This window comes from Kitasatospora phosalacinea, assembly GCF_000716545.1.
Taxonomy (GTDB): domain Bacteria; phylum Actinomycetota; class Actinomycetes; order Streptomycetales; family Streptomycetaceae; genus Kitasatospora; species Kitasatospora phosalacinea.
Genome location: NZ_JNWZ01000015.1, coordinates 191790 through 218028, shown reverse-complemented (window position 1 = coordinate 218028; position 26239 = coordinate 191790). Strand labels below are relative to the sequence as shown.

The following is a 26239-nucleotide window of genomic DNA, read 5'->3' as shown; positions in this document are numbered from 1 at the left end:
CGGGGCGTCAACTTACCTTCGGGAGTGGCCCGGCCAGTGGGAGGCGGGCCACCAGCCGCGCGCCGTGCGGGTGTTCGGCCGCAGTCGGGCATTCGGCGGCCAGGGTGCCGCCGTGGTGCTCGGCGAGATCCCGGGCGATGGCCAACCCCAGCCCCGCGCCGCCGAGTTCGCGGCTGCGGGCGTCGTCGAGCCGGGTGAACCGCTCGAACACCCGCTCCCGGTCCGGCTCCGGGATGCCGGGTCCGTCGTCGCGCACCTCCAGCACCACCTCCCCCTCGACCACGGCGAGTTGGACCTCGACCCGGCTGTCCGCGTAGCGCTGGGCGTTGTCCACCAGGTTGGTGAGCAGCCTGGTCAGCCAGGTGCGGTTGCCCAGCACCCTCGCCCCGTAAGCGAGTTCGGCCCGGACGGGGACGCGGTCGGCGGTCCTGGCGTCCAGCACGTCGGCGAACAGCACGTCCAGGTCGAGGAGTTCGGTGGCGACCGGGTCGGCGGCGTCCAGCCGGGCGAGCAGCAGCAGGTCCGCGGCGAGGTCCTGCAGGCGGACGGTGTCCTGCAGGGCGTCGGCGAGCAGTTCGGGCCACAGTTCCGGGTCGGGGTGGGCCAGTGCGACCTCCAGCTGGGTGCGCAGCACGGCGATGGGGCTGCGCAGTTCGTGCGAGGCGTCGGCGATGAAGCGGCGCTGGCGCTGCCCGGCGTCCTCCAGCCGGTCCAGGGTGGAGTTGACGGTGACGGCCAGCCGGGAGACCTCGTCGCCGGTGTGCGGCACGGGCACCCGGCGGTGCAGGTCGTGGCCGGTGATCTCGGCGACCTCGGAGCGGATCGCCTCCACCGGGCGCAGTGCCCGGCCGGTCACCCGCCAGGTCACCAGGGCCACCAGCGCCACCAGCAGCGGCAGCGCGACGGCGAGCGCGGCGGCGGCGGTCCGGCCGGCCGCGTCCACCGGGCCCAGGGAGGCCGACCCGTAGATGACGAGCTGCCCGTCCTGGCCGGTGACGGACATCGACACCACCCGCTGCCTGACCTCGCCCGGAGCCTCGACGCCCTTCGGATCGGCCTCCGCGCCCGGGGGCCGGTACTTGTCCGGGGCGGCCGGGCCGGGCAGGCCGGGGAGCGGCGGGACGGGGAACGGCGGGACGGGGCGGGGCGCCGCGTCGATGGTGGCGGAGATCAGCCGTCCCCGGTCGTCGAAGACCTGGATCGAGCTGTCGCCGGGCCACAGGATGACCGGCGGCAGGTGTTCGCGCGCCGCCAGCGCGGCCACCTTGTCGACCTGCCGGGCGGCGCTGTTGCGGACGTCCCGGGTCAGGTTGGCCTGCAGCACGCCGAGCAGCGCCACCGCCGTCCCGCCCAGGGCGAGGGCGACCACGGCGGTGGCGGCGAAGGTCGCCCGGGCCCGCACCGAGCGCGGCACCAGGCGGCGCAGGGCGCGGCGCAGGGCCCTCGTCCGGTCAGCCACCGTCCACCGCCAGCCGGTAGCCGGCCCCGCGCACCGTGCCGACCGCGCTGCGGCCGAACGGGGCGTCGATCTTCCGGCGCAGGGCGCTGATGTGCACCTCGACGATGTTGGGGTCGCCGTCGAACGCGGCGTCCCAGACGCTCTCCAGGATCTCCCGCTTGGACACCACCCCGCCGGACGCCCGGGCCAGGCACTCCAGCACCGCGAACTCCCGGGTGGTCAGCCGCACTTCGGTGCCCGACCGGGTGCAGGTGCGGCGGGCCGGGTCGATCGCCAGGTCGCCGAACTCCAGGGTCTGCGGCAGGCGGCGCCCGGTGCGGCGGACCAGGGCGCGCAGCCGGGCGACCAGCACCACGTACGAGAACGGCTTGGAGAGGAAGTCGTCGGCGCCGGTGTCCAGGGCCTCGGCCTCGTCGAGTTCGCCGTCCTTGGCGGTGAGCATCAGGATCGGTGTCTCGTCACCGGCCGCGCGCAGTCGGGCGCAGACCCGGTAGCCGTTCAGTCCGGGCAGCATGATGTCGAGCACGATCACGTCGTAGTCGTGCTCGGTGGCCAGCCACAGCCCCTCCTCGCCGTCGTGGGCGAGGTCGACGGCGAAGCCCTCGGCCCGCAGGCCGCGCTGCAGCGCGGCGGCGAGCCGCCGTTCGTCCTCCACCACCAGTACGCGCATGGCACACAGCGTCGCAGGCGTCCGGTCCGAGCGGCGGGGCGGCTTCAGCCTGGCTTCAGGCGGGCGGCTGCATGCTGGGCGCCCGGCCGGACGGGACCGTCCCGGCCGCGTTCCCACGAGGGGGTCGTACCCGCATGTCCGAACCGCAGTCGCCCGCGCCCGAATCCGAGTCCGAGTCCGTGTCCGAATCGGTGCGCGCCGCCGAACCCGGGCCCGAGCTGACCAAGCCGTCGCTGCCGGAGGCCGAGGCCGCGCCGGCCGCGCCGACCGTTCCGGCCACGCCCCGGCGTTCGCTGCGGCTGCCCCGGCGGCGCGGGGCGCGCTGGGCGCTGGGGGCCGCCGTGGCGGTCGTGCTGGGCGCGGTGGCGGTCGGGGCGGGGGTGGCGCTGGAGCGGCACCACGAACGCTCGGCGCCCGGGTTCGACCGCGCCTACGCGGTGAAGGGCCCGATCCGCGCCCCCGGCCTCCCCGACCTCCCCGGACTGCCCGGACTGCCCGGCTCGAACGGCCGGTTGGTGGTCACCGGCAAGGACGGAGCGGTCAAGGTCCTTCCCGGCGACGGGACGCTGCCGCCCGGGGTCACCGTCCTGGAGGGCCCGGACGGGTCGGTCGGTACGGGCGGCGCGGGCGGGAAGCTCGCCCCCGCCGCGCTGCCCGCCGTCCCCGCCGACCAGGCGCTGGCCAAGGCCGCCGCGGCCGTCCCGAACGGCAAGGTGGCCGCCCTCGCGGTGGTCGGCCGCGAGGGCGGCGGCAGTTCCTGGTCGGTGGAGGTGCTCGGCGCGGACGGCGTCCGCCACCTGGTGACGGTGGACGGCACCGACGGGTCGGTCACCGGCAACACCGTCGCCGCCGGGCGCTGAGGTCCGGGCCGGGCCGCCGGGGCGGGGGTCAGTGGTAGGCGTGGACCACCGCGTGGCCCCGGCCCCGGCCGATCAGCCAGCGGTTGACCGGGACGGTGACCAGGAAGGCCAGCACCAGGGAGCCGGCCAGCGACACCCAGAACAGGAGCTGGCCGAGGCCCGCGTCCATCGCCCCGGGGACGGCCACCATGACGCCGTTGTCGATCAGCTCCATGACGACGATCGACACGGTGTCGGCGGCCAGGGCGACCTTCAGCGCGTCCCGGAAGGGCAGGCCGGCCTTCAGCACGCCGCGCATGGTCAGCGCGTAGCCGAACACGAAGGCGAGCGCGATCGACAGCGCCACCGTCGCGCCGTTGTGCAGGCCGAAGCCCACGCCGATCACCTGGCCGAGCACCTCGCCGACGGCGCAGCCGGTGAGGCAGTGCAGCGTCGCCTGCGCGGCGGTGCGCCAGCTGCTGTCGTGAGCGGGCTGCTCGTGGCCGGTGTGACCCGGGTGGCCTGCGTGGCCGGTGTGGCCTGCGTGGTGCTCGTGGCCGGTGTGGTGCTCGTGCTGTGCGTGGTGGTGCTCGTGCTGCGGGTGCGCGTGGTGCTCCATGACGGCCCTCCTCGTCCGGTCCGGCGGGTTGCCCCGACGACAGGAACGCTATACCCCCATGGGGTATTCCGAACCTGTTTTCCGGATCTTCGCGAGGAGGGCCGTCGGGCCGCCGGGCGTCAGCCCCGGTCCGCCTTGCCGAGCACCGTCACGTCGAGGCGGTCGGCCGCGTAGTCCGCCCGGATCACCTTCTTGTCGAACTTGCCGACCGAGGTCTTCGGCACCGACTCGATCAGCGACCAGCGCTCCGGCAACTGCCAGGAGGCGACCCGCTCGGCCAGGAAGGCCCGCAGCTCGGGGAGGCCGGCCGCGGCACCCGGGCGCAGCACCACGGTGGCCAGCGGGCGCTCGCCCCACTTCTCGTCCGGGACGGCCACCACGGCGGCCTCGGCGACCTCGGGGTGGGCCATCAGGTGGTTCTCCAGCGCCACCGAGCTGATCCACTCGCCGCCGGACTTGATCACGTCCTTGGCGCGGTCGGTGAGCGTCAGGTAGCCGTCGGCGGTGATGGTGCCGACGTCGCCGGTGCGCAGCCAGCCGTCCGGGCTGAACTTGTCCTCGGGCGCCTCGGCCTCGTTGCCCGCGCCGCCGAAGTACGCCCCGGCGATCCACGGCCCGCGCACCTCCAGCTCGCCCTCGGCGACGCCGTCGTGCGGCACCGCCTCGCCGCCGGGGCCGATCAGCCGGGCCTGCACGGAGGCCGGGAAGACGCCCTGGGTGACCCGGTACGCCCACTCCTCCTCGCCGGTGACGCCGGCCGGCGGGTGGGCGACGGTGCCCAGCGGAGAGGTCTCGGTCATGCCCCAGGCGTGGATCACCCGGATGCCGTGCCGCTCCTCGAAGGCCCTCATCAGCGCGGGCGGACAGGCCGAGCCGCCGATGACGACGGTCTCCAGGGCGGAGGTGTCGTAGTCGCCGGCGTCCAGCTCGTCCAGCAGGCCGGTCCAGATGGTCGGGACGGCGGCGCCGAAGGTCGGCTTGATCCGGTCGATCATCTCGGCGAGCGGCTTGGGCTGCAGGAAGCGGTCCGGCATCAGCAGGCTCGCGCCGGTCATGAACGCCGCGTGCGGGATGCCCCAGGCGTTGACGTGGAACATCGGGACGACCGGCAGCACGGTGTCCCGGGCGGTCAGGCCGAAGCTGGAGGCGGCGATGATCTGCATCGAGTGCAGGTAGATCGAGCGGTGGCTGTAGACCACGCCCTTGGGGTCGCCGGTGGTGCCGGAGGTGTAGCAGAGCGCGGCGGCCTGCTTCTCGTCGATGTCGGTCTGCCACGGGTAGTCGGTCGGGCGGCCCGCCAGCAGCTCCTCGTAGTCGTGCACCGTCCCGCCGAACCCGGCCAGCAGCGCCGGGTCGTACGCCCCCGCCACCACGACGTGCTCGACGGTGCCGGCCAGCTGCGGCAGCACGGCGGCCAGCAGCGGCAGCACCGAGCCGTTGACGATCACCACCCGGTCCGCGGCGTGCTTGACGATGTAGACCAGCTGGTGGGCGGGCAGCCGCAGGTTCAGGGTGTGCAGCACGGCGCCCATCGACGGTATCGCCAGGTACGCCTCCTGGTGCTCGGTGTTGTTCCACATCAGGGTGCCGACCGCCTCCCCCCGGGAGACTCCGAACTCCTCGCGCAGCGCATGGGCCAGCTGCGCGGCGCGGGCCCCGATCTCGGCGAAGGTCCGCACCTCGGGGCCGCGCTCGGTCCAGGTGGTGACGGTCGAACGGCCGTGGACGGTGGACCCGTGCTGCAGAATTCGGGCGACGGTGAGCGGAACGTCCTGCATCGTGCTGTACACGGGTCCTCCTTGACCGGCGGCACGTCGCTACTCGCAGGTAGCAACCGACTCCTACGATTGTTTCCCCGGTCCTCCCCTGCTGTCAGCAGTCGCAACCGAGATGAGACCGACCCCTCCCGCGCAGGTCACGAGACGTGTACGTCCGAGCCCGGGGCGTGGCGGCGCCGGGCGGACGGCCGGGGGAGCGGGCCGGGCCCGCCGCGTCCGGACGGGGGCGGGCCACCCGCTCAGCGGGCGACCGGGCCGTCCACCTGGTTGCGGTCGACGGTCAGCGCGGCGCCCCCGTACGTCTCCTGGGCGTTGCCGTGGTACTGGTGGATCCGGGCGTGGTCGGCCCACAGGTCGTCGCCGAGCCGGCCCGCGCCGTCGGTGGTGGTGGCCCGGTCGTCCCAGCGGGCGTACCAGACCGCGTCCGGCAGCGGCGCGCTGCCGGCCCGGGCGGCGGCGGCCAGGTCGGCGATGCCCGCGTCGGTGGAGGAGTAGAAGCCGGAGCGGAAACCCGCCCGGTGCAGCGCCTGCGTCCAGCCGACGGTGAAGTCCATGACCGCCTGGCTGCACGCCGAGTCGCCGCGCGGGTACGCCTCGATGTCCAGGTAGACCGGGGTGCCGGTGCGCAGCCCCAGGTTCCGCACCGCGCGCACCGCCTCGGCGGCCTCCTCCTCGCCCTGCTGCACCGCCTTCGCCGGGTCGATCCGCTGGGCCTTGCCGCTCGCCGTCATGCACGGGGCCTGCCGCCCGACGTGGGTCGGGATCAGCCGCCACCCCGTCTCCCGGACCTCCCGCACCCAGTCGGCCGTCAGCCGGGGCTGCGCGCAGGCCCGCTGCCGCCCGCTGGTGTAGATCCCGACCGCACCGTACGGAGAGGTGCCCCACCAGGCCCGCATGGTCTCCAGCGGAGGCGCCGTGCAGGCGTCGAACCCGGCGCCGGTGAACACCTCGACGGGCAGCGGGCTCCGGCGCGAGCGCAGCGGGTCGGACAGCACCGTGCGGCTCAGCCGGACGGGCGGCGGCTCGGCGGCCGTGGCGGCGACCCCGGCGGCCATCCCGGCGGCCGTCAGCGGGGCGGCCTGGTGCGCCACGGTGGACATCCGCTGGGCGGCGGGCCCGGGGGCGGCCCGGGCCGGGCCCGCCTGGGCGGGGGCGGCCGCCCGGCTCCCGGCGCGGGCGGGGGCGGCCGACGGACCGGCCGCCAGCATTCCGACGGCGTCCTGGTCGGTGGCGAGCAGCAGGACGAGTGACGCGGCCGTCAGAGCCGCCGGGCCGAGGTAGCGCACCCTCCAGAACTACTGACGGCCCGCCACGCCTCCGCGCAGGACACGCCGCCGGTGCCGCCGCCTCACCCGGGTGGCCCTGCGACGCAGCTCACCGGTAACCGGCTTTGACCATAACCACTCCTTACGCCAGACTCGATCACATGCCAGGAACGTCCCTCACCGTTGAAAGCAGCAGCGAACTCCCGAGCATCGCCTCCATATCGAAGGCGGATGCCGATACCTCCCGGGCCCAGACCCGGACGGTCGGCAAGCTCCGACGCGGCATGCCGCGCGGCACGGGGGGCGGCCTGCGCTCGCGGCTGGGGAGCGTGCCCGCGCCGGTGCTGTGCCTGGTGTCGATGCTGGCGGTGCAGCTCGGCGTGGCCGCGTCCAAGCCGCTGTTCGGGGTGCTGGGAGTGGCGGGCGCGACCTTCCTGCGGATCTCCTTCGCGGCCGTCGTGCTGCTCGCCGTCACCCGGCCCCGGCTGCGCGGCCGCAGCCCGCGCGACCTGGCGATGGCCGGACTGCTGGGCCTCGCCTCCGCCGGGATGACGCTGCTGTTCGCGGGGGCCGTCGACCGGCTGCCGATGGGCACCGCCGCCACCATCGAGTTCCTCGGCCCGCTGGCCGTCGCCCTGGTCTTCGCCCGCCGCGCCGGGCACGTGCTGTGGGCGCTGCTGGCCGCCGCCGGGGTCCTCCTGCTCACCCTGCTGGGCGGTGACGGCGGTTCCGGCGGCCTCGACCCGACCGGCCTGGCCTACGCGTTCGGCGCGGCGGCCTGCTACGCCGGCTACATCCTGTTCACCGACAAGGTCGGCGCGGCCTTCAAGGGCTTCGAGGGCCTGGCCGTCTCGTTCACCATCGGCACGGTCGCCCTCGCCCCGTTCGGCGCCGCCGAGGCGCTGCACGGCCTGTCCGGCTCCGCCTCCCCCGTCCTGCTGCTGCTCGCCGTCGCGGGCGTCGCCCTGCTCTTCCCGGTGCTGCCGTACGCGCTGGAGATGACCGCGCTGCGCCGGATGTCGCAGCGGGTGTTCAGCGTGGTCGTCAGCCTGGACCCGGCGGTCAGCGCGCTGGTCGGGCTGCTGGTGCTCGGCCAGGTCCTCGGCCTGCCGCAGGTGCTGGGCATCTGCTGCGTGGTCGCCGCGAGCGTCGGCGCGACGCTCACGGCGCGCCGCTGAACCGCGGCGCCGGGCCGCTCCGTTCCCTCCCCCGCTCCTCGCCCCGCCTCCCGCCCCGCCTCCCGCCCCGCCGGGGAAACGCCTCGGGGGCGCGGCCTCCCGCCGTGGCGGTGCCGCGCCCCCGAGGCGTTCTGATCGTCGTGCGTCTGCGCGCCCCGAGGCGGTTGACCCTTTCCACTCCCGGGTGCCCGGCGGTCCGTGCTCCGTCCGGTCCGGCGCCCCCGCCGGTCCGTCCGCACCTCCCGCCGGAAGGTCAGTACGAGTAGACCGGCGCGAAGACGAAGTCGAAGTTCTTGTCGGACTGGTCGGCGTGGACGACGCCCGAGTCGCCCTTCACCCCGAGCGTGTTGTTCTGGTTCGACGCACCGGCACCGGTCGCCGTCTGCTGGGTGGAGTTGTAGTTGCCGTCCACCGACCCGAAGATGTTGCCGCTGCCGAAGTCCGAGACCACGCCGCTGTTCGAGCCGTGGTCGGCAGCCGCACCGCTGTCGGCCGCCGAGACACCCGCCCCGGCCAGCAGCAGACCTGCTGCGAGCGGGACGGACGCGACCAGCGCGGCCAGGCGTGTGGTGCGGAAGCGCGCCATGGGATTCCTCCGTCGATTCTTGCTCGGTATCGCCAAACGAAAAAGTTTTCCGGAGTTCGCGGCCAGACGAGGCTCCGGGGCTGCGACGCCGAGGAACAGACTTCCGCAACAAATCGACAAAGCACCAGCACCACCGAACCTTTTCCCCCATTAGCGTGACGCGGCGACGACGGCGCATAATCCCGAGCCGATCGGTTCGTCGGCAGACACACCGCCCACGAGCTGCCACTTCGCCCGGACGGCGGCAGCCGACACCCCGTCCGGGCGGGCGCACGACAGCCGCTTCCCGGCGAGTCGCGCAAGCCTCGGGGCGCACGGATCGTCTGCTCACGCCCCGTTCGAGGCGGGTGACCGCGCGAAGTCGACATTTCGACCGACGGGCCGGATCCTCATACCATCCGGATGCCGGATCATTCCGGCCGGGCGGATTCCCGCGGGTTATCCGACCGCATCCTTGTGATGGTCGGGAAAGTAGCCGGGGGTGTTCGAAGGTTCAGCACCGGAACACCGGTGTCAGATCATCTTTCCCGGGTTGAGGATGCCCAGCGGATCGAACGCCGCCTTGATCTGCCGCTGCAGCTCCAGCCCGACCGGGCCCAGCTCCCGGGCCAGCCACTCGCGCTTCAGCAGGCCGATGCCGTGCTCCCCGGTCACCGTTCCGCCCAGTTCCAGGCCGAGCGCCATGATCTCGTCGAAGGAGCTGCGGGCCCGGGCCGTCTGCTCCTCGTCCTTGGCGTCGAAGATCACCACCGGGTGGGTGTTGCCGTCGCCCGCGTGCGAGACCACGCCGATGGTCAGGCGGTGGCGGTCGGCGATCTCCGCGACGCCGCCCAGCATCGCGGCCAGCGCGCTGCGCGGCACCGCCACGTCGTCGATCATCGTGGTGCCCAGCCGTTCCAGGGCGGGCAGCGACAAGCGGCGGGCCTGCAGCAGCAGTTCGGACTCCGCCCGGTCCTCGGCCGGGACCACGGCGGTGGCTCCGGCGGCGGCGCACAGTTCGCCGACCGCGGCCAGCCGCTCCCGCTGGTCCGGGCCGTCGAAGGCGACCAGCAGCAGCGCCCGGGTCGACTCCGGCAGGCCCATGCGGGCCATCTCGTTCACCGCCCGGACGGTGGTGGCGTCCATCAGCTCCATCAGCGAGGGCGTGTGCCCGGCCGCCATCACCTCGCACACCGCCTGCCCGGCGGCGTCCACCGAGTCGAACTCCGCGGCCAGCACCAGTTGCGGTGCGGGCGCGGGCCGCAGTGCCAGCACCGCCTCGACGACCACGCCCAGCGTGCCCTCCGAGCCGACCAGCAGCCGGGTCAGGTCGTACCCGGCCACGCCCTTCGCGGTGCGCCGGCCCGTCCGCAGCAGGCGTCCGTCGGCCAGCACCACGTCCAGGCCGAGCACGTACTCGGCGGTGACTCCGTACTTCACGCAGCACAGGCCGCCGGCGCCGGTGCCGATGTTGCCGCCGATGGTGCAGGACTCCCAGCTCGACGGGTCCGGCGGGTAGGCCAGGCCCAGGGCCTCGGCGGCGCGGGACAGCTCGGCGTTGACCACGCCCGGCTGCACCACGGCGATCCGGTCCACCGGGTCGAGGCACAGGATCCGGTTCATCCTGGTCAGCGAGAGCAGCACGCAGCCGTCCACCGCGTTCGCCCCGCCCGACAGGCCCGTCCGGGCGCCCTGCGGCACCACCGGCACCCGCAGTTCGGTCGCCGTCCGCAGCACGAACCGGACCTGCTCGACCGTCTCCGGGAACACCAGCACCGCCGGATCACCCGCCGCGCAGAACCCGGCCATGTCCCGCGCGTACGCGGCCGTCACGTCCGGATCGACCGCGACCGCCCCGTCCGGCAGCCCCGCGCGCAGCCGTTCGACCAACCCACTCACGGCAACCTCCACTCGACTCGTCCGCACTCTTCCCCCTCGGCCCCTCCCAGACAACCACCCGTCGGCCCCTCCCGCGGTGTCGGTCCGCTCCGGCACCCTGGTCCCATGCGCGCACCCCGGATCCAGTGCCCCGACTGCGACCGCCCGGTCGCCCTCATGCCCACCCGCCGCACCGGCTACGGCGTCATCCACGACCACAAGCGCGACCGCCGCTCCCTCAGCCTCTGCACCGGCAGCATGCGCCAACTCCCCCTCACCGAAGCCACCCTGTGGCAGGACGCCCTCCCCGGCCTCCCCGCCCCGGACGTCCCGCCCACCCTGTTCTGAGTCGAGCACTCCCGGTGTTCACCGCCCGCCGTCCCGGGTAGCGTCCCGTCCCGAAGGCCGGCATCCAGGGGGGACGCTCATGGCACGCACCAGCACCACCCGGTACCAGTACCTGGAGTCGCTCGACTCCTCCCGCACCCTGCGGCCCCGGCCCGGGCAGCCGGCCGGGGAGTACGCCGAGGAGGCGCACCTGCAGGTGTTCACCGAGGTGCTGATGACGCTGGCGCTCGGCCGGACCGTCGTCGTCCCGCAGTCGTACGCCTTCGACTCGTACGCGTTCCTGCGCGTCGCCACCGACGTCCTGCGGGCCAGGACCGACGCCGCCGCCTCCGATCACCCGTTCCGGGTCCACCTGCACGGCGCCCGGTCCTACCGGGAGGCCGTCGACCGGATCCTGGCCCGGGCCCGGACCGCCGACCCCGCGCAGCCGTTCCTCAGCCACCTGCTGCCCGAACTCAACGACCCCGCCGCGCACGACCTCGATCCGGGCGAACTGCACGAACAAGCCGCCGACTTCGAGCGGCTGCGCCGGGCCCCGTGGCTCGACGACGAACGGGCCGCCGGGCTGCGGCTGATCGCCGACGAGTTCGACTGGCCGCCCGTCGACGCCAAGCCCCCCGCCCACGCGTACCGACTGGGCGAGCTGGTGGTCGGCGCGGCCGACCCGTCCTCGCCGATGGGCCGCTCCGCCGCGCAGCTGCCCGAGCACCACCGGGACGTCCACGCCGCCCTGGCCGCCACGATCCGCCGTCTCGGCACCGACCGCCCGGAGCACTTCGACAACCGCAGCCGGCTGCGCCTGCCCCTCCCCTGGCCCGGTGACCCCGACGGGCGCACCCCCGCGCAGATCATCGACGACCCCGAGACGCTCGCCCTGCTCGTCGAGTTCGTCGACACCCTCTACAACGTCATCGTGGTCGACTCCGTCGGCGTCGCCGACGCCACCCTCTCCACCAGCCTCGCCCTCGACGAGCACCGGCTGGCCGGCCGCGCCGTCGCCCAGGAACTCGCCCTCGCCCAGTACCGCTCCCGGGCCCGTCCCACCGCCTGGCTGCCCCCGGCCCCCGCCGCGGACGGGACGCCCCCGCTGTTCAGGATCGAGGTCGACGCCGCCGCCGCGCTCACCGACGAACAGGCCCGCACCCGGCTGGCCGCCCTGCGCGCGAACGCCACCGACGCGGTCGCCGCCCTGCTGCGGGCCCGGGCCGAACCCCGCGACAGGTCCCCGTTCTGGCGGGGCGTCGAGGCGCTGCGCACCGCCGAGGACCAGCGGGCCGCCCGCGCGGCACTCGACGCCCACCTGGTCCGCGTCGCCGGCATCATCGGCAGCCGGGCCGAGGTCTCCACGCGCGGCGGTTCCCTGGTCGAGATGGTGCTCACCGCCGCGGGCGCCATCGGCCCCACCCTGGCCACCGAGGCGTGGCACCTGCCCGGCCTGCTCAGCTACTCGGCGACCGCCGCGGGCGCGGTCGGCAGCCTGCTCTACGGCAGGACCAAGCAGTCCGTCTCCGGACGCCGGCGCACCCGGCGGACGGCGTGCGCCCTGGGACGCGTGGTCGACGTGAGAGGCTGACCGCCATGACGGACAGCGGTGGCGGCAGCGGCGACGCGGACGCCGAGGAGCGGGACGCCATCCGGCGCACCCGCGAGGTGCTCGCCTACCGCAACCGCTTCGTCGACGTCTACGACGACGAAGTCGCCTTCCCGGACGGCGCCGACGGGCGCCACCTGCGGATCCACCACCGCGGCAAGGGCCTCGGCGTGGTGGTCCTCCCCGTCCGCGACGGGACCGTCGGGCTGGTGCGCACCTACCGCTACCCCGTCGGCCGCCTCCAGTGGGGCCTGCCCCGCGGCTTCTCGCACGGCGCGGACCCGCTGGTCACCGCCCGCGCCGAGCTCCACGAGGAACTCGGCGTCCCGGAAGCCGAGTTCGCCCTCCTCGGCACCATGACCCCCGACTCCGGCCTGCTCGCCGATCCCGTCGCCGTCGTCCACGCCACCGTCACCGGCGCCCCCGGCGCCCCCCTCACCCCCGAGGAGGTCACCGAGTCCCGCTGGCTGCCCCTCCCCGACCTCCCCCGCTGGATCACCACCGGCCGCCTCGACGACGCCATGACCCTCGCCGCCCTCACCCTCGCCCGGGTCCACGGCCTCCTCCCGCACTGACCCCGCCACCCGGCCCCGGGAAAGGCGACGGCCCCCGACCGTGCCGCTGCTGGTCGGGGGCCGTTCTCCGGCGGAGGGTGTGGGATTTGAACCCACGGTGGCGCGAAGCCACGACAGTTTTCAAGACTGGTCCCTTAGGCCGCTCGGGCAACCCTCCTAGGCGGAGGCCAGCCTAACGGGTCGGAGCGGCCCAGGTGCACTCCGTTTCGGGGCGGGGTCAGTTGTCGCCCTTGCGTTCGCCGAGGGTGACGGTGGTCTTGGCGGCCTTGCCGTCGCGCTTGTACTCGACCTCGACCTTCTCGCCGGGCTTGTGCGTCCAGATCTCGCTGACCAGGGTGGGGCCGCTGTCGATGGTGATGCCGCCGAGCTTGGTGATGACGTCGCCGGCCTTGAGGCCGGCCTGGTCGGCGGGGCCGCCGGGGGTGACGGCGGGGGTCCCCTGCACGGCGGTGGTGGAGATCTGGGCGCCGTCGCCGTTGTAGTTGTCGTTGCGCAGGACGCCGAGGATCGCGTAGACGGGGGTGCCGTCCTTGATCAGGGTCTGGGCGACCCACTTGGCCTGGTTGATCGGGATGGCGAAGCCGAGGCCGATGGAGCCGGCCCGGCCGGTGCCGCTGTTGTTGGACTGGATCGCGGAGTTGATGCCGATCACCGAGCCGGCCGCGTCGAGCAGCGGGCCGCCGGAGTTGCCCGGGTTGATCGAGGCGTCGGTCTGCAGGGCGTTCATGTAGGAGGCCTGCGCGCCGGTCTCGTCGCCGGAGGCCACCGGGCGGTCCTTGGCGGAGATGATGCCGGTGGTGACGGTGCCCTCCAGGCCGTAGGGGGCGCCGATGGCGATGGTGGCGTCGCCGATGGCGACCTTGTCGGAGTCGCCGAGCGGCAGCGGGACGAGCTTGTCGGTGGGCGGGTTGTCCAGGCGGACGACCGCGACGTCGTAGCCCTGGGCGCGGCCGACGACCGAGGCGCCGTACGAGGAGCCGTCGGAGAACTTGACGGTGAGCTTGCCGCCGTTGGCGGCGGGGGCGACCACGTGGTTGTTGGTGAGGATGTGGCCCTCGGTGTCGAAGACGAACCCGGTGCCGGTGCCGGACTCGCTGGAGCCCTCGGCCTTGATGGTGACGGTGGACGGCAGCGCCTTCGCGGCGATCCCGGCGACGGACTCGGGGGCCCGGTCGAGGTTCTTGTGGGTGTCGCCGACGCTGACGGTGGTGCTGCTGTGGCTGGCACCGCTGCCGCCGTTCCCGCCGTCGTCGGTGACCGAGGCGCCGATCGCGCCGCCGGCCAGGCCCGCCACCAGGGCGACGGCCGCGACCAGGGCGATCAGCGAGCCGCGCTTGCGCTTGCCGGGGCCGCCGGAGCCGGGCTGCGGCGCGCCCCACGGCGTGCCGGGCCCGCCGTCGCCGGCGCCGCCCGCCGGGTCGGAGCCGGACGGGTGGCCCCAGCCGCCGACCGGCTGGCCGGCGCCGAACGGGTGGTGCGGCTGCTGGGGGACGGACGGGTCGCCCGGGCCGTACGGGCCGCCGGGGACGGGTCGGCCGTCCTGCAGCACGGGCGCGGCCACGGCGGGCGCGGCGGGCGCGGACAGCGCCGGGGCGGGCGCGGTGGCGGCCTCGTACGGGCTGACGGGCTCGGCGGCCCGGCCGTACGGGCTCCGGAACGGCGGCGGCGCGTCCACCGGAGCGACGGGCGCGTCCGGGACCTTGCCGAGCTGGATGGTCTGCTCGGCCGCGGGCACCGCCGGGGCCGGGGGCAGCACCGGCGGCGGCGCGTCCAGGTAGGCGGGCGCGGCGGGGGTACCGGAGCCGGCGGCCACCGCCTCGGTGCCGGTGGGCTCGGTGGCCTTCTCCGGCGGGGTGGTACCACTCGCGTGCTCGGTGCTCACGGACGACCTCCATCGCTGAACAGAACCTTCGGCCGCGAACCGCGGCGCCGGGGTCACGGTTCACAACCTCGGGGCACAGTTTTTCCTATGCCGGATTCGGACACCGTAAGCGGGCCCCTGAAGAAATCATGAGAAGCCTTAGCCCGATCTGACATGCACAGCGACATGCCCGTGACCTGGCTCCGTGACGTGCGGGGCGGTGCGCGACGGCGTGCCGGGCGGCTGCCCGCGATGCGGACGGACCGCCCCCGGTCTTGGCGTTCCCCCGCCCGGAGGCTAGCCTTTCGCTCCTGTAAACCGAAGAACGTCGCGGGAGCTTGGACCAGCCAGGCTGAGAGTGCGCCGGTTCGACCGTAGGGCATGGCGGTGACGCCACCACGGCCGAGGGGGTGCTGACCGCCGGAACCTGTCCGGGTAATGCCGGCGTAGGGAGTATCGGCCATGACGGCTGTTCCGTCTGCCCAGCTTTCCGAGCGCGCCCCCGAGGCGCGCGCCGAGGCCCCGCTGACCCTCGACACCGCCCCGCCGCGCACCCTGGACTTCCGGGCGCTGTTCGCGCTGTGGGCGAACCTCGGGGTGAGCCTGATCGGCTTCACCAGCGCCGCGACGGTGCTCGGCGCGTCCGGCCACGAGCTGGGCTTCGCCGCCGCCGTGACGGCGATCGTCGCCGGCACCGTGATCGGCACCGCGATGCTGGCGGTGGCGGCCCTGGTGGGCGCCCGCACCGGCGCGCCGGCGATGGCGGTGCTGCGCGGCCTGTTCGGCACCCGGTTGTCGTACGTGCCGACGGTGCTGAACATCGTGCAGTGCGTCGGCTGGGGCGTGTACGAGCTGACGGTGGTGGCCTGGGGCGCGCAGACGGTGTCCGGCACCGAGGGCTGGCGCTGGCTGTTCGTGCTGCTGGCGGGCGTGCTCACCACGGTGCTGACGATCTGGCCGCTGGGCGCGATCGCGGTGCTGCGCAAGTACGTGGCGGTCGCGGTGGGCGCGGCGATGGTGTACTTCACGGTGCAGTTCGCCCGGCAGGGCCTCCCGGACCCGGGCGCGGGCAACTGGGACGGCTTCCTGCCCGCGACGGACGCGGTGATCGCGGTGTCGGTGTCGTTCGTGCCGCTGGCCGCCGACTACACCCGGCACGCGCGCAGTTCGTCGAAGGCGTTCTGGGCGACGTTCTCCGGCTACTCGGCGGCCCAGGTGTGGTGCTACGTGCTGGGCGTGGTGGCGCTGCTGCAGTCGGGCGGGGACGAGAGCCGGATCTTCGAGTCGTTCACCGGCGTGGCGGCGGGCTGGGCGTTCCTGCTGGTGCTGGTGCTGCGGGAGACCGACCAGTCGTTCGCGAACGTCTACTCGACGGCGATGTCGGTCCACAACCTGTGGCCGCGGGTGGACCGCCGGGTGCTGACCGGCGGGATCGGCGTGCTGGTGACGGTGCTGGCGCTGCAGATCAAGGAGTTCACCGACTCGTACTACGGGTTCCTGGGCCTGATCGGCTCGGTGTTCGTGCCGCTGTTCGCGGTGCTGGCGGCGGACTACTTCCTGGGGGCGGGACGGCGCGGCTGGAACCTGGAGCAGGACGCCCCGGCGCGCCGGTTGATGCTGCTGCCGTGGGCGGTGGGCTTCGCGGTGTACCAGTTGCTCGCCCCGTCCGCCATCGGCACCTGGTGGACCGGGTTCTGGGAGGACGTCCAGCGGGCGGTGCACTTCACCCCGCGGGCGTGGTCCTCGGCCTCGCTGTTCTCGTTCCTGGTGGCGGCGCTGGTCACGCTCGCGGTGGGCCGGCTGGAGCGCCCGCGGGCGGCCGGGCGCCCCTGAGCGGAGGGGGGCTGTTCACCCGCCCGCCGCCGTGCCGGGGGGACGGCGGTCACCGGGCGCCGCGTACGGTGGTCGGCGTGGACACCCAGCACAGCGCGGCCGGTTCGCCCGCCGCCCGGACGGACCGCGTCGACCGCTCGGCGGTCAAGGTGATCGCCCACCGGGGCTCCTCGGCGGCGCTGCCGGAGCACACCGAGGAGGCGTACCGGCGGGCGCTGGAGGAGGGCGCGGACGGACTGGAGTGCGACGTCCGGCTCACCGCGGACGGGCGGCTGGTGTGCGTGCACGACCGCACGGTGGAACGGACCTCCGACGGGCGGGGCGCGGTGTCGGCGATGACGCTGGCTCAGCTCTCCGCGCTGGACTTCGGTTCGTGGAAGCACCCCGGGGAGCCGCGGCGCGGTTCGGTGCTCACCCTGGAGCGGCTGCTGGAACTGGTCGCGGACGCCGGGCGGCGGGTGGAACTGGCGGTCGAGACCAAGCACCCGGTGCGGTACGCGGGCCGGGTGGAGTCCGAACTGCTGCGGGTGCTGGGCCGGTTCGGGCTGCTGCCGGCCGCGCCGGAGGAGTCGGCGGTGCGGGTGATGAGCTTCTCCGAGCTGGCCCTGCACCGCGTCCGGCGGGCCGCCCCGGCACTGCCCCGGGTGTACCTGCTGGAGCGCCGGCTGCCGCTGCTGGGCCGGACCGGGTCGCTGCCGGGCGGCGCCTCGATCGCGGGTCCGGGCATCGAGCTGGTGCGGCGGAACCCGAGCCTGGTGACGGCGCTGCGCCGGGCCGGGCACCGGGTGCACGTGTGGACGGTGGACCGGCCGGAGGACGTCGAACTCTGCCTGGAGCTCGGCGTGGAGGCGCTGATCACCAACCGTCCGGCCGAGGTGCTGGCCCGGCTCGGCCGCTGAACCGGCCCGGTCGGCCGGGTGGCACCCGCCGCCCAATCGCGTGACAGAAATACCGAACGGGGTATTTCCGGACGGCGTTTCCCGCTGATCACCGGGATGGAACGTGAGGGGCCCCTCACCTTTTGCCCGCGGTCCGCGCGGATGTCGTTAATGCGGGCATCGGATCGTCGAACGTCCGTTTCCGACGCATTACCTGCGGGCATCCATCCCTCGGCAGAAGCTGAAGGAGGTCCGGGGGTGGCGTTGATGGTGGCGCGAGCTGTGCCAGTTCAGGCCGGGTCGACCTCATCGGCCATGGCGGTTCCGCACGGGCCGGCCAGTGTTTCGACCGCGCGGCGCAGGCTGCGCAGCGATCTCGGCGACCGGTCGATACCGGAAGCGGTGATTGACGACGCGGTGTTGATCCTCTCCGAACTGCTCAGCAATTCCTGTCGGCACGCGAGACCGCTGGAACCGGAAGGCGACGCGGTGGACGAGGCGGCGGAGGGCGGCACGGTGCTGGTGAGTTGGCAGATGCTCGCCGACGGCCTGCTGACGCTGGAGGTGACGGACGGCGGGGCGGTGACCCGGCCGGTCCCGGCCAGCCCCTCGGTGACGGCGCACGGCGGCCGGGGCCTGAGCATCGTGGGCAAGCTCGCCAGGGACTGGGGCGTGCGGCACGCACCCGGTCAGGTGACGGTGTGGGCGCAGCTGTCGGCGTTCGGGCAGGTCGCGAGCGGCGGGCGGCGGCGCAGCGCCTGAGCGGCCCGGGCGGGGCGGCGCGGGCGAAGTAGGCTGCCCGGTGCAACGTCCGACCTCCCCGGGAGAGCCGCACCATGGCCAAGAAGGCCGCCAAGAAGCAGCCCAGCCAGTCCACCGCCGTCGAGGGCGAGGTCCCGGTCGTCGGGGCGCGCGAGGCGTGCCCGTGCGGCTCGGGCCGCCGGTACAAGGCCTGCCACGGCCGTCAGGCGGCGCACGCGGTGCAGGAGTTGGTGCACCGCCCGTTCGAGGGCCTGCCGGGCGAGGCCGACTGGGTGGCCCTGCGCGAGCTGGTCCCGGCCGCGACGGTGCCGCTGGCGCTGGCCCCCGGGGTGGCCGACGAGGCCGTCGGCGACGTCCCGTCGGTGACGCTGGCGACGGTGCTGCCGCTGGCCTGGCCGGCCCTGCGCCGCCCGGACGGGTCGATCCTGCTGGGCCTGCAGACGCAGTCCTCCTCCGGCGACCTGAGCCGCGACCTGGCGGACGCGCTGGAGCTGGCGCTGGCCACCGAGCCGGGCACCCCGGTGCCGGCCCGCCGGACCAACCCGGGCGGCCGCCGCCTGCAGGAGCTGCTGGACACCTCGGCCCCGTTCGAGCCCGAGGTGCACACCGGCTTCGAGTTCTGGCTGGAGGACGCCGAGGCGGCGACCGGCGAGGTGGCGGCCTCGCTGGAGCGGGCCAACGCCTCGGCGATCCCGACCGAGAAGCTGGCCGGGGTGGACTCCGCGTACTGGTGCGGCACCCCGGACAAGAACCACCTGCGCTGGGTCATGACCGTCCCCGAGGAGCAGTTGCTGGACGCGCTGGCCCGGCTGTCGGCGGCCGGTGACAGCTCGCTGGGCGAGGGCACCAAGCTGGTCGGCTCGTTCCGGGCGCACGGCCTGACCGTCCCGGTGTGGGACCTGCCGGTGGAGATGACCGCCGCCGAGGTGGAGAAGCCGGCCGTGGAGTTCGCCGCGAAGCTGGCCGAGGTGCTGGCCGCGCCCGCGCCGCTGACCGCCGAGGAGCGCCGGGCCCGGGCCAACCTGGTGAGCCGTCAGATCACCCTGAACTGACCGCCCGAACCGCCGGCGGAGTGACCTGCGTCACATTTCCCGGCGTTCTCCGGAAGGCCACCGTGAATCCCAAAGGCCTTTCGGCGTGGACAAATTGGCGCGGAGCCGGATCTTTGTTACTGTTTGAAACGTCCGACCGCTGGTGCATCCCCCGTCGCCAGCGGTCGGACTTTTGCGTTCTGGGCCGTTTCCCGCGGTCGGGCTGACCGGGCGTCAACGGGCCGGGCACCGCCGGGCGCCGGGTCAGCGCTGCGGCAGCGCGACCGCGCTGGCCGTGATCAGCCCGCCCAGCAGCGTCCCGACCTCCGGCAGCCAGGGCCGCCCCGGCCCCGGCCGGCGCACCCAGTGCACCGGGCCCGCGCCCGTCCGGGACGGCGGCAGCACCAGGTACCCGCCCGGCCCGTGGTAGCGCAACACGCCCGGCACCCAGGGCCGTTCGGCCAGCAGCCCGCCCAGTTCCGGCAGCGTGTACGGCGCGGTCAGCAGCACGAACCGGCCCGGCGTGCCGAGCACCGGGCCGCACGGGACGCCGATCTCCTCCAGGTGCCGCAGGAGCCACGGCCCGGCCGGGCGCGGCAGGCTCACCGCGCCCAAAGCCCGCCCGGTCGCCGCCAGCACCGGGGCGCCCGGCGCCCGCCGCTCCCACCACCAGCGCACCATCCGCGGATCGGTGGTGGCCGCCTCCAGCGGCGGGTCGTGCGGGTGCCCGCCGGGCATCGCGCAGGACCGGTCGGCGCACGAGCACGGGCCCGGCGCGCCGCGCAGCGCCCGCGCGCCCGGCAGTACCGGCCAGCCGCACCCGGTGGCGGCCTCCAGGGCGGCGGCGAGCGCCAGCGAGTGGCTCCGGCGGCCCGGCCACCACCGGCCGGCGCGCTCGGACAGCTGCTCTCGGCGGGGTGGGCGCATGGCGGCTCGTTCCTTTCCGCGTTCACATCGGGGCGCGCGGCACGGTCGGTGCGATCGTCTGACCGGTCGGACGTCGTGGTCGGCGTGCTCGGGGGGACGGGCGGTGCGTGTGCGTCTCGACTACCCGCCGCTGGAACGAGAATCCCCCATACGCCCGGATGGACGCGGCCGCCCGGCCCCCGGTTCCACCGTACGAGTGAGTGCGCCCCGCCCCGGGTGGTGCCCCGGCGGCCTGCGCATACGATCCCTGGCACGTTCGGCCGCCGCACTCCTGGACATGCCCCGATCGGCCTGTGTACAAGTGGGGGAAACATGCCGAGTAGTGAGTAAAGACATCGTTTCGGTCGGTCTCGGTGGTCTCGCGTGACACGTTCCGGATTGTGGGGAGTTGCGACATGACCGACGTCCACCCGTTGGCGTCCACCGCGCCCGCGGCCACGGCGCTGACGCCCGCCCCGGCTGCGGCCGCTCCGGTGCCGCCGGAGCGGCTGCCCGAACTCCTGCCGGAGCTCGGCGAGGTGCCCTCCGCCGACCTGCAGGACCGTTTGGCCGGATGGCTGTCCGATTTCACCAGCCTGCAGGAGCACCTGGAGCTGCTGGCCAGGGCCGACGGCCTGACCGGCACCCTGGACGCGCTGCTGGACTCCGGCGCCGCGCTGCTCGGCGCCCGCCGCGGCCTGGTGGTGACGCTGCCGCCGGGGCCGGACCGCCAGCCGGCCCGCCCGGTCGGGCTCGGCCTGGACCGGGCGATGCTCGGCGCGCTGGAGACCGTCCCGGTCGAGCACGGACCGTTCGCCGGACTGCTCGGCCGCCCCGGCCCCGAGGGCCGGCTGCTGATCGCCGACCTGGCCGCCGACCCGGCCGTCGGCCCCCGCTTCCGCGAGGTCGCCGAGCAGCTCGGCCTCGGCGCCTGCTACGCGCTGCCGCTGCCCGGCGGCCCTGAGGGCCCGCTCGGCGCCGCCGCCTGGTTCTACGACGAGCCGGGCAGCCCGGACGAGCGCCGCGAGCACCTGGCGCGCCGCTACTGCGAGTTCGCCGCCCCGCTGCTGGCCCGCCAGCTGGAGGCGGACCGGGCGGTGCGCGCCGCCGAGGCGCTGCGCCGCTCGCTGCTGCCCGACCACCTGGCCTCCCGGGCCGGCCTGAAGGTCGCCGTGCGCTGCGTGCCCGCCGCGCTGGAGCGGTCCGCCGGCAGCGACTGGTACGACGCGATCGCGCTGCCCGACGACACCCTGGGCCTGACCGTGGGCAGCGTGCTCGGCGGCGGCCCCAGCGCCGGGCCCGGCTCGGGCGTGGGCGCCGCCGCCGCGATGGGCCGGGTGCGGTCCGCGCTGCGCGCCTACGCGGTGCTGGAGGGCGAGGACCCGGTCTCGGTGCTCGGCGACCTCGAACTGCTGCTGAAGACCACCGAGCCGACCCGCTCCGCCACCGCCGTCTACGCCTGCGTCGACCCGGCCGAGCGCCGGATCGCGCTGGCCGGCGCGGCCAACTGCCCGCCGGTGCTGCTCACCCGCTACGGGGCGAACTTCGTCGAGACCTCGCTGTCCGCGCCGCTGGGCATGCTCAGCTGCTGGGAGGCCCCCGGGGTGGAGCTCACCGCGGAGCGCGGCGACGTGCTGGTGCTGTACACCGAGGGCCTGGCCCGCCGCTTCGCCCCGAACCTGCACGCCGGGCAGAGCGCGCTGCGCCGGGCCGCCGCCGACGCCCCGCGCGACGTCCGGATCGACCCGGACCGGCTCTGCGCCCACCTGCTGGAGCAGGCCGGCGGCGGCGAGCCGGGCGCGGACGACCTGGTGCTGCTGGCCGTCCGCTTCGAGTAGGACCGGTCCCCGGACTCCGGATACCGGTCGCTCTTCCTGCCCTCGAACAGCCCTACGTACCATGGGGGCGACATCCGCCCGCACGCCCCGCGACCCGGGGACGGGCGGGCGGCAGCGCGCGCGAGGAGGCGACGTAGTGACCGAGGACCGCAGCCCGGCGGTGTCCGAGAACCCCGAGGGTTCCGCCGAGGGCGAGAAGGACGAGCAGCCGGTCAAGAGCCGCAAGAACGGCCTGTACGACGGCGTCTCGGACGAGCTCGCCGCGTCCATGCGCACCGGCTGGGCCGACACCGAGCTGCGCGGCCTGCAGCCCGACGTCCAGGCCCCGTACGCGGCCGCGCGCCGAGCGAAGCTCTCCGCCGCGTTCCCCGGCGAGCGCCTGGTGGTGCCCGCGGGCAACCTGCGCACCCGCGCCAACGACACCGAGTACGCCTTCCGGGCCGCCAGCGAGTACGTCCACCTGACCGGCAACCGCACCGAGGACGCCGTCCTGGTCGGCGAGCCGGTCGAGGGCGGCCACGAGTTCGCGCTGTACCTGCTGCCGCGCTCCGACCGGGAGAACGGCGAGTTCTGGCTCAGCGGCCAGGGCGAGCTGTGGGTCGGCCGCCGGCACTCGCTGGCCGAGTCCGAGCAGCTGTACGGCCTGCCGGTGCGCGACGTCCGCAAGGCCGCCGAGGAGCTGGCCGCCACCACCGTCCCGACCCGGATCGTGCGCGGCTACGACGCCGCGCTGGAGGCCGCCCTGGCCGGGCAGCTCGACGCGGAGAAGGACGACGAGCTGACGGTGTTCCTGTCCGGGCTGCGCCGGGTCAAGGACGAGTGGGAGATCGGCGAGCTGCGCGCCGCCTGCGACGCCACCGTCAACGGCTTCACCGACGTGGTGCGCGAGCTGGACCGGGCCGTCGCCACCTCCGAGCGCTGGATCGAGGGCACCTTCTGGCGCCGCGCCCGGGTCGAGGGCAACGACGTCGGCTACGGCACGATCGCCGCGGCCGGCCCGCACGCCACCACCCTGCACTGGGTGCGCAACGACGGCGACGTCCGCCCCGGCGAGCTGCTGCTGCTGGACGCGGGCGTGGAGACCCACACCCTGTACACCGCCGACGTCACCCGCACCCTGCCGGTCAACGGCCGGTTCTCCCCGCTGCAGCGGAAGATCTACGACGCGGTGTACGACGCCCAGGAGGCGGGCATCGCCGCGGTGAGGCCGGGCGCGCTGTTCCGCGACTTCCACGACGCCGCGCAGCGGGTGCTCGCCGGGCACCTGCTGGAGTGGGGCCTGATCGACGCCTCGGTGTACGACCTGGAGAAGGTCCTGGAGCTGGGCCTGCAGCGCCGCTGGACGCTGCACGGCACCGGCCACATGCTCGGCCTGGACGTGCACGACTGCGCGCACGCCCGCCGGGAGGACTACGTGGACGCGGTGCTGGAGCCGGGCGTGGTGCTGACCGTCGAGCCCGGCCTGTACTTCCAGGCCGACGACCTGACCGTCCCCGAGGAGTACCGCGGCATCGGCGTCCGGATCGAGGACGACATCCTGGTCACCGCCGACGGCAACGAGAACCTCTCCGCGGGCCTGCCCCGGCAGGCCGACGAGGTGGAGGCCTGGATGGCCTCGCTGACCTCCTGACCCGGCCCGCCCCGGAGCCCCCGCGCGGCCTGTCCGGCGGGGGCTCCGGCGTGCTCAGTGGCGTCGGCCCCAGCCCGAGGCGGCCGAGCAGACGGTGATGTTCTTCGCATAACGGACACGGGTCGGCGTGGGCATCTGAGCTTCTCCGGACGTGGTGGTGGAAGAGCGGGACGGGGGACGGCCGCACCGGCCCCCGAGTGTCGACGCCCATCCTCCCGGGAGGCCGTCCCCCGGTTCCAAGGGTTTTCCGCCGCGCTCCGTCCCCGTCCGACCAGCCCGCGCCACCGTCCGTGCGCATCCGTCCATCCGGGCGGCGCCCCCGGCGGCGGCGCCGTCCGGGCCGCTACACTCGGCGCGAAACCGCCGACGGCCGCCCCGGGAGCACCACATGGCCGAGCCCGTGCCCATCACCATCGGAAGGCGCCCGGCGCCGGTGCACACCGTCGCGGTGTACGCCTTCGCGGGCATGGCCCCGTTCGAACTCGGGGTGGTGGTCGAGGTGTTCGCCCTCGCCCGGCCCGAGCTCGCCGGGCTGCTCGCCGCCCCCTGGTACGACGTCCGGGTGTGCGCCGAGCGCCCCGGCCACCCGCTGGAGGCGGTCGGCGGGTTCTCCCTGACGCCCCGGCACGGCCTGGAGGAGCTCGCCGCCGCCGACACCGTCGTGGTGGTCGGGGTGCCCGACCCGTACGGCGACGTCCCGCCCGCCGTGGTGGCCGCGCTGCGCACCGCGCACGCCCGCGGCGCCCGGGTGGTGTCGATCTGCTCCGGCGCCTTCGCGCTGGCCGCCGCCGGACTGCTGGACGGCCTGCCCGCCACCACGCACTGGCGGTACGCGGCGGAGCTGCACCGCCGCCACCCTGACGTCCGGGTCGACCCGGACGTGCTGTACGTCGACAACGGGCAGGTGCTGACCAGCGCGGGCAGCGCCGCCGGCATCGACCTGTGCCTGCACCTGGTCCGGCAGGACCACGGCGCCAAGGTCGCCAACACCGTCGCCCGCCGCTTCGTCGTCCCGCCGCACCGGGACGGCGGGCAGGCCCAGTTCATCCAGGCCGCGGTGCGGCCGGTGGAGGAGCCGGAGGACGGGGTGGCCCGCTCGATGCGCTGGGCGCTGGACCACCTCGCCCGGCCGCTGACCGTGCCGCTGCTGGCCCGGGCGGCCGGCATGTCCGACCGCTCGTACCTGCGGCACTTCACCGCCCGCAACGGGGTCAGCCCGATGCGGTGGGTGGCGGTCCAGCGGATCGCGGCCAGCCTGCCGCTGCTGGAGTCGCCGGAGGGCAGCGTGGAGGAGATCGCCGCGGCGGTGGGCTTCGAGTCGGCGGCGACCTTCCGCCACCACTTCGGCCGCACCATGCGCACCTCCCCGACCGCCTACCGGCGCACCTTCGGCCGGGCCGCCTGAGCCGTCGTCAGTCCTGCCCCTCCCGCTCCAGCCGCTCCAGCCGGTCGGCGTTGGCGTGGATCGCGTCCCGCAGCCACTGCGCCAGGCCGGGGGCGAGCTTCTCGTACGTCTCGGTGAACCGCGGGTCGGCGACGTACATGTCGCCGAGGCAGCGGTGCATCGCGGGGCCGCAGTCGTAGAAGTTCAGCCCGATGTGCCGCCGGTGCTGCTCGGCGATCGCCATCGCCTGCTCGCCGTCCGGGGCGGAGCCGGCGGTGAGCGCCGCCACCATGGCGTCGTTGATGCCGTCGGTCTCGGCCTTGATCCGCTCCCAGTCCGCCTTGGTGTAGCGGGCGGTGCGCTGCTGGGACTGCTTCCAGGCGTCGGTGGTGCCCCAGCGCTGCTCGGCCTCGCCCTCCCAGTCCTCCTGGTAGTCCTTGCCGAACACCTCGAACTTCTCCTCCGGGGTCAACTGGATCCCCAAGGTCCTCGCCTCCATCGCTCGTTCGACCGCCGCGGCGAGTTCCTCCAGCTTGCGGATCCGGTCGCCGATCAGCTCGCGCTGCCGGCGCAGGTGCTCGCTCGGGCCGACCGTCCGGTCGTCCAGGATCGCCGCGATCTCCTCCAGCGGGAAGCCGAGTTCGCGGTAGAACAGGATCTGCTGCAGCCGGTCCAGCTCGGCCTCGCTGTAGCGCCGGTAGCCGGCCGGGGTGCGGCCGCTCGGCGACAGCAGGCCGATCCGGTCGTAGTGGTGCAGGGTGCGCACCGTGACCTTGGCGACCGCCGCCAGCCGTCCGACCGTGTAGCCCCCGTCCATCGCGTTCCTCCTTCCCGCCGCTGTTGCGACCAGCCTGGGGCCTGACGCGACGTGAGGGTCAAGCGCGCCGGTCCGGGCGACCCCGGGCCTCAGTCCGCGACGCCGCTCTGGGCGAGCACCTTGCCGATCCGCAGCCGCACCAGCAGCTCGCCCGGGACGCCGTTGCGGGCGGCGTACTCCTCGGCCCGCTCCTCGCCCATGTAGCGGGCGGCGATCCGGCCCGCCCAGTGCCGGACCTCGGCCGGCTCCTCGCTGACCGAGGCCACGCCCTCGACCAGCACGAACGCGAACGGCGGCCGGTCGTCGTCCACGCAGAGCGCGGCCCGGCCGTCGCGGCGCAGGGTGCGGCCCTTGACGGTGTCCCGGCCGGTGTTGAACACCAGGTCGTCGCCGTCCAGCAGGAACCAGATCGGGGCGAGGTGCGGTCGGCCGTCGGCGCGGGTGGTGGCGAGCTTGCCGGTGCGGGTGCCGTGGGAGAGGAAGGCGCGCCACTCGGGCTCGGTCATGGTGGGCATGGCCGCCATCCTCCCGGCT

General features: G+C 74.7%; 23 protein-coding genes and 1 tRNA gene. 12 read left to right on the top strand and 12 right to left on the bottom strand.

From position 1 onward, the window contains the following. Window positions 1-7 precede the first annotated feature (7 nt). On the bottom strand, window positions 8-1459 hold the full coding sequence (locus OO48_RS10325) for a sensor histidine kinase (RefSeq protein WP_051731954.1): 1452 nt from the start codon (window positions 1457-1459) through the stop codon (window positions 8-10). Then, a complete protein-coding gene (locus OO48_RS10320) occupies window positions 1452-2129 on the bottom strand; it encodes a response regulator transcription factor (protein WP_033214365.1) in 678 nt (225 codons plus the stop codon). The genes OO48_RS10325 and OO48_RS10320 overlap by 8 nt, the downstream gene beginning before the upstream one ends. 134 nt (window positions 2130-2263) lie before the next feature. On the opposite strand from OO48_RS10320, the gene OO48_RS10315 reads away from it, so the two are divergent. Next, on the top strand, window positions 2264-2989 hold the full coding sequence (locus OO48_RS10315; protein WP_033214363.1) for a hypothetical protein: 726 nt from the start codon (window positions 2264-2266) through the stop codon (window positions 2987-2989). Window positions 2990-3017: 28 nt separating this feature from the next. Here OO48_RS10315 and OO48_RS10310 read toward each other — a convergent pair whose 3' ends face one another. The 3 genes from OO48_RS10310 to OO48_RS10300 form a co-directional block, all read right to left on the bottom strand. Further along, window positions 3018-3587 carry a DUF4396 domain-containing protein gene (locus OO48_RS10310; protein WP_033214362.1) on the bottom strand — a complete coding sequence of 190 codons (570 nt, stop codon included), beginning with the start codon at window positions 3585-3587 and terminating at the stop codon, window positions 3018-3020. Between the two features lie 119 nt (window positions 3588-3706). Beyond that, complete coding sequence (locus OO48_RS10305) at window positions 3707-5377, bottom strand: long-chain fatty acid--CoA ligase (protein WP_033214360.1); 1671 nt, start codon at window positions 5375-5377, stop codon at window positions 3707-3709. Between the two features lie 227 nt (window positions 5378-5604). Beyond that, window positions 5605-6651, bottom strand: a complete 1047-nt coding sequence (locus OO48_RS10300) for a DUF1906 domain-containing protein (RefSeq protein WP_051731953.1) — start codon at window positions 6649-6651, stop codon at window positions 5605-5607. Window positions 6652-6791: 140 nt separating this feature from the next. Here OO48_RS10300 and OO48_RS10295 point away from each other — a divergent pair, with 140 nt between their 5' ends. After that, window positions 6792-7808, top strand: coding sequence for an EamA family transporter (locus tag OO48_RS10295; RefSeq protein WP_157845415.1), 1017 nt, complete (start codon window positions 6792-6794; stop codon window positions 7806-7808). A 253-nt stretch (window positions 7809-8061) separates the two neighbouring features. Here the strand turns inward: OO48_RS10295 and OO48_RS10290 are convergent, their stop codons facing one another. After that, on the bottom strand, window positions 8062-8394 hold the full coding sequence (locus OO48_RS10290; RefSeq protein ID WP_033214358.1) for a hypothetical protein: 333 nt from the start codon (window positions 8392-8394) through the stop codon (window positions 8062-8064). A gap of 513 nt (window positions 8395-8907) precedes the next feature. Then, window positions 8908-10272 carry an FAD-binding oxidoreductase gene (locus OO48_RS10285; RefSeq protein WP_033214356.1) on the bottom strand — a complete coding sequence of 455 codons (1365 nt, stop codon included), beginning with the start codon at window positions 10270-10272 and terminating at the stop codon, window positions 8908-8910. Between the two features lie 105 nt (window positions 10273-10377). On the opposite strand from OO48_RS10285, the gene OO48_RS10280 reads away from it, so the two are divergent. From OO48_RS10280 to OO48_RS10270, 3 genes are all read left to right on the top strand, one after another. Beyond that, a complete protein-coding gene (locus OO48_RS10280) occupies window positions 10378-10599 on the top strand; it encodes a hypothetical protein (RefSeq protein ID WP_033214354.1) in 222 nt (73 codons plus the stop codon). Between the two features lie 79 nt (window positions 10600-10678). After that, window positions 10679-12172 carry a hypothetical protein gene (locus tag OO48_RS10275; protein ID WP_033214352.1) on the top strand — a complete coding sequence of 498 codons (1494 nt, stop codon included), beginning with the start codon at window positions 10679-10681 and terminating at the stop codon, window positions 12170-12172. 5 nt (window positions 12173-12177) lie between these two features. Beyond that, a complete protein-coding gene (locus OO48_RS10270) occupies window positions 12178-12765 on the top strand; it encodes an NUDIX hydrolase (RefSeq protein WP_033214346.1) in 588 nt (195 codons plus the stop codon). Between the two features lie 71 nt (window positions 12766-12836). Here the strand turns inward: OO48_RS10270 and OO48_RS10265 are convergent. Both OO48_RS10265 and OO48_RS10260 read right to left on the bottom strand, forming a co-directional pair. Continuing rightward, a tRNA-Ser gene (locus OO48_RS10265) sits at window positions 12837-12922 on the bottom strand. Window positions 12923-12982: 60 nt separating this feature from the next. After that, window positions 12983-14647, bottom strand: coding sequence for a S1C family serine protease (locus OO48_RS10260; protein WP_033214345.1), 1665 nt, complete (start codon window positions 14645-14647; stop codon window positions 12983-12985). A 441-nt stretch (window positions 14648-15088) separates the two neighbouring features. Between OO48_RS10260 and OO48_RS10255 the strand changes: the two genes are divergently transcribed. The 4 genes from OO48_RS10255 to OO48_RS10240 all read left to right on the top strand — a co-directional run bounded on the left by OO48_RS10255 (window position 15089) and on the right by OO48_RS10240 (window position 19151). After that, entirely contained in the window at window positions 15089-16459 is a 1371-nt protein-coding gene (locus tag OO48_RS10255; protein ID WP_033214344.1) for a purine-cytosine permease family protein, read from the top strand. Between the two features lie 152 nt (window positions 16460-16611). After that, window positions 16612-17358 carry a glycerophosphodiester phosphodiesterase gene (locus OO48_RS10250; RefSeq protein ID WP_033214490.1) on the top strand — a complete coding sequence of 249 codons (747 nt, stop codon included), beginning with the start codon at window positions 16612-16614 and terminating at the stop codon, window positions 17356-17358. 246 nt (window positions 17359-17604) lie between these two features. Further along, window positions 17605-18099: an ATP-binding protein gene (locus tag OO48_RS10245; protein WP_167346436.1), complete on the top strand. Its 495-nt coding sequence runs from the start codon at window positions 17605-17607 to the stop codon at window positions 18097-18099. Window positions 18100-18173: 74 nt separating this feature from the next. Then, window positions 18174-19151 (top strand): DUF5926 family protein, encoded by a 978-nt coding sequence (locus tag OO48_RS10240; RefSeq protein ID WP_033214343.1) that lies wholly within the window; start codon window positions 18174-18176, stop codon window positions 19149-19151. A 243-nt stretch (window positions 19152-19394) separates the two neighbouring features. On the opposite strand, the gene OO48_RS10235 is transcribed toward OO48_RS10240, so the two are convergent. Next, window positions 19395-20057 (bottom strand): bifunctional DNA primase/polymerase, encoded by a 663-nt coding sequence (locus tag OO48_RS10235; RefSeq protein WP_051731951.1) that lies wholly within the window; start codon window positions 20055-20057, stop codon window positions 19395-19397. A gap of 395 nt (window positions 20058-20452) precedes the next feature. Here OO48_RS10235 and OO48_RS10230 point away from each other — a divergent pair, with 395 nt between their 5' ends. The 3 genes from OO48_RS10230 (at window position 20453) to OO48_RS10220 (ending at window position 24909) form a co-directional block, all read left to right on the top strand. Further along, complete coding sequence (locus OO48_RS10230; RefSeq protein WP_033214342.1) at window positions 20453-21874, top strand: PP2C family protein-serine/threonine phosphatase; 1422 nt, start codon at window positions 20453-20455, stop codon at window positions 21872-21874. 136 nt (window positions 21875-22010) lie between these two features. Next, window positions 22011-23504: an aminopeptidase P family protein gene (locus OO48_RS10225; protein ID WP_033214340.1), complete on the top strand. Its 1494-nt coding sequence runs from the start codon at window positions 22011-22013 to the stop codon at window positions 23502-23504. A 388-nt stretch (window positions 23505-23892) separates the two neighbouring features. After that, window positions 23893-24909 carry a helix-turn-helix domain-containing protein gene (locus tag OO48_RS10220; RefSeq protein ID WP_033214338.1) on the top strand — a complete coding sequence of 339 codons (1017 nt, stop codon included), beginning with the start codon at window positions 23893-23895 and terminating at the stop codon, window positions 24907-24909. Window positions 24910-24916: 7 nt separating this feature from the next. Here OO48_RS10220 and OO48_RS10215 read toward each other — a convergent pair whose 3' ends face one another. Then, window positions 24917-25705: a MerR family transcriptional regulator gene (locus OO48_RS10215; protein WP_033214336.1), complete on the bottom strand. Its 789-nt coding sequence runs from the start codon at window positions 25703-25705 to the stop codon at window positions 24917-24919. Between the two features lie 89 nt (window positions 25706-25794). Beyond that, window positions 25795-26211, bottom strand: a complete 417-nt coding sequence (locus tag OO48_RS10210; RefSeq protein ID WP_209439459.1) for a PPOX class F420-dependent oxidoreductase — start codon at window positions 26209-26211, stop codon at window positions 25795-25797. Window positions 26212-26239: the final 28 nt, after the last annotated feature.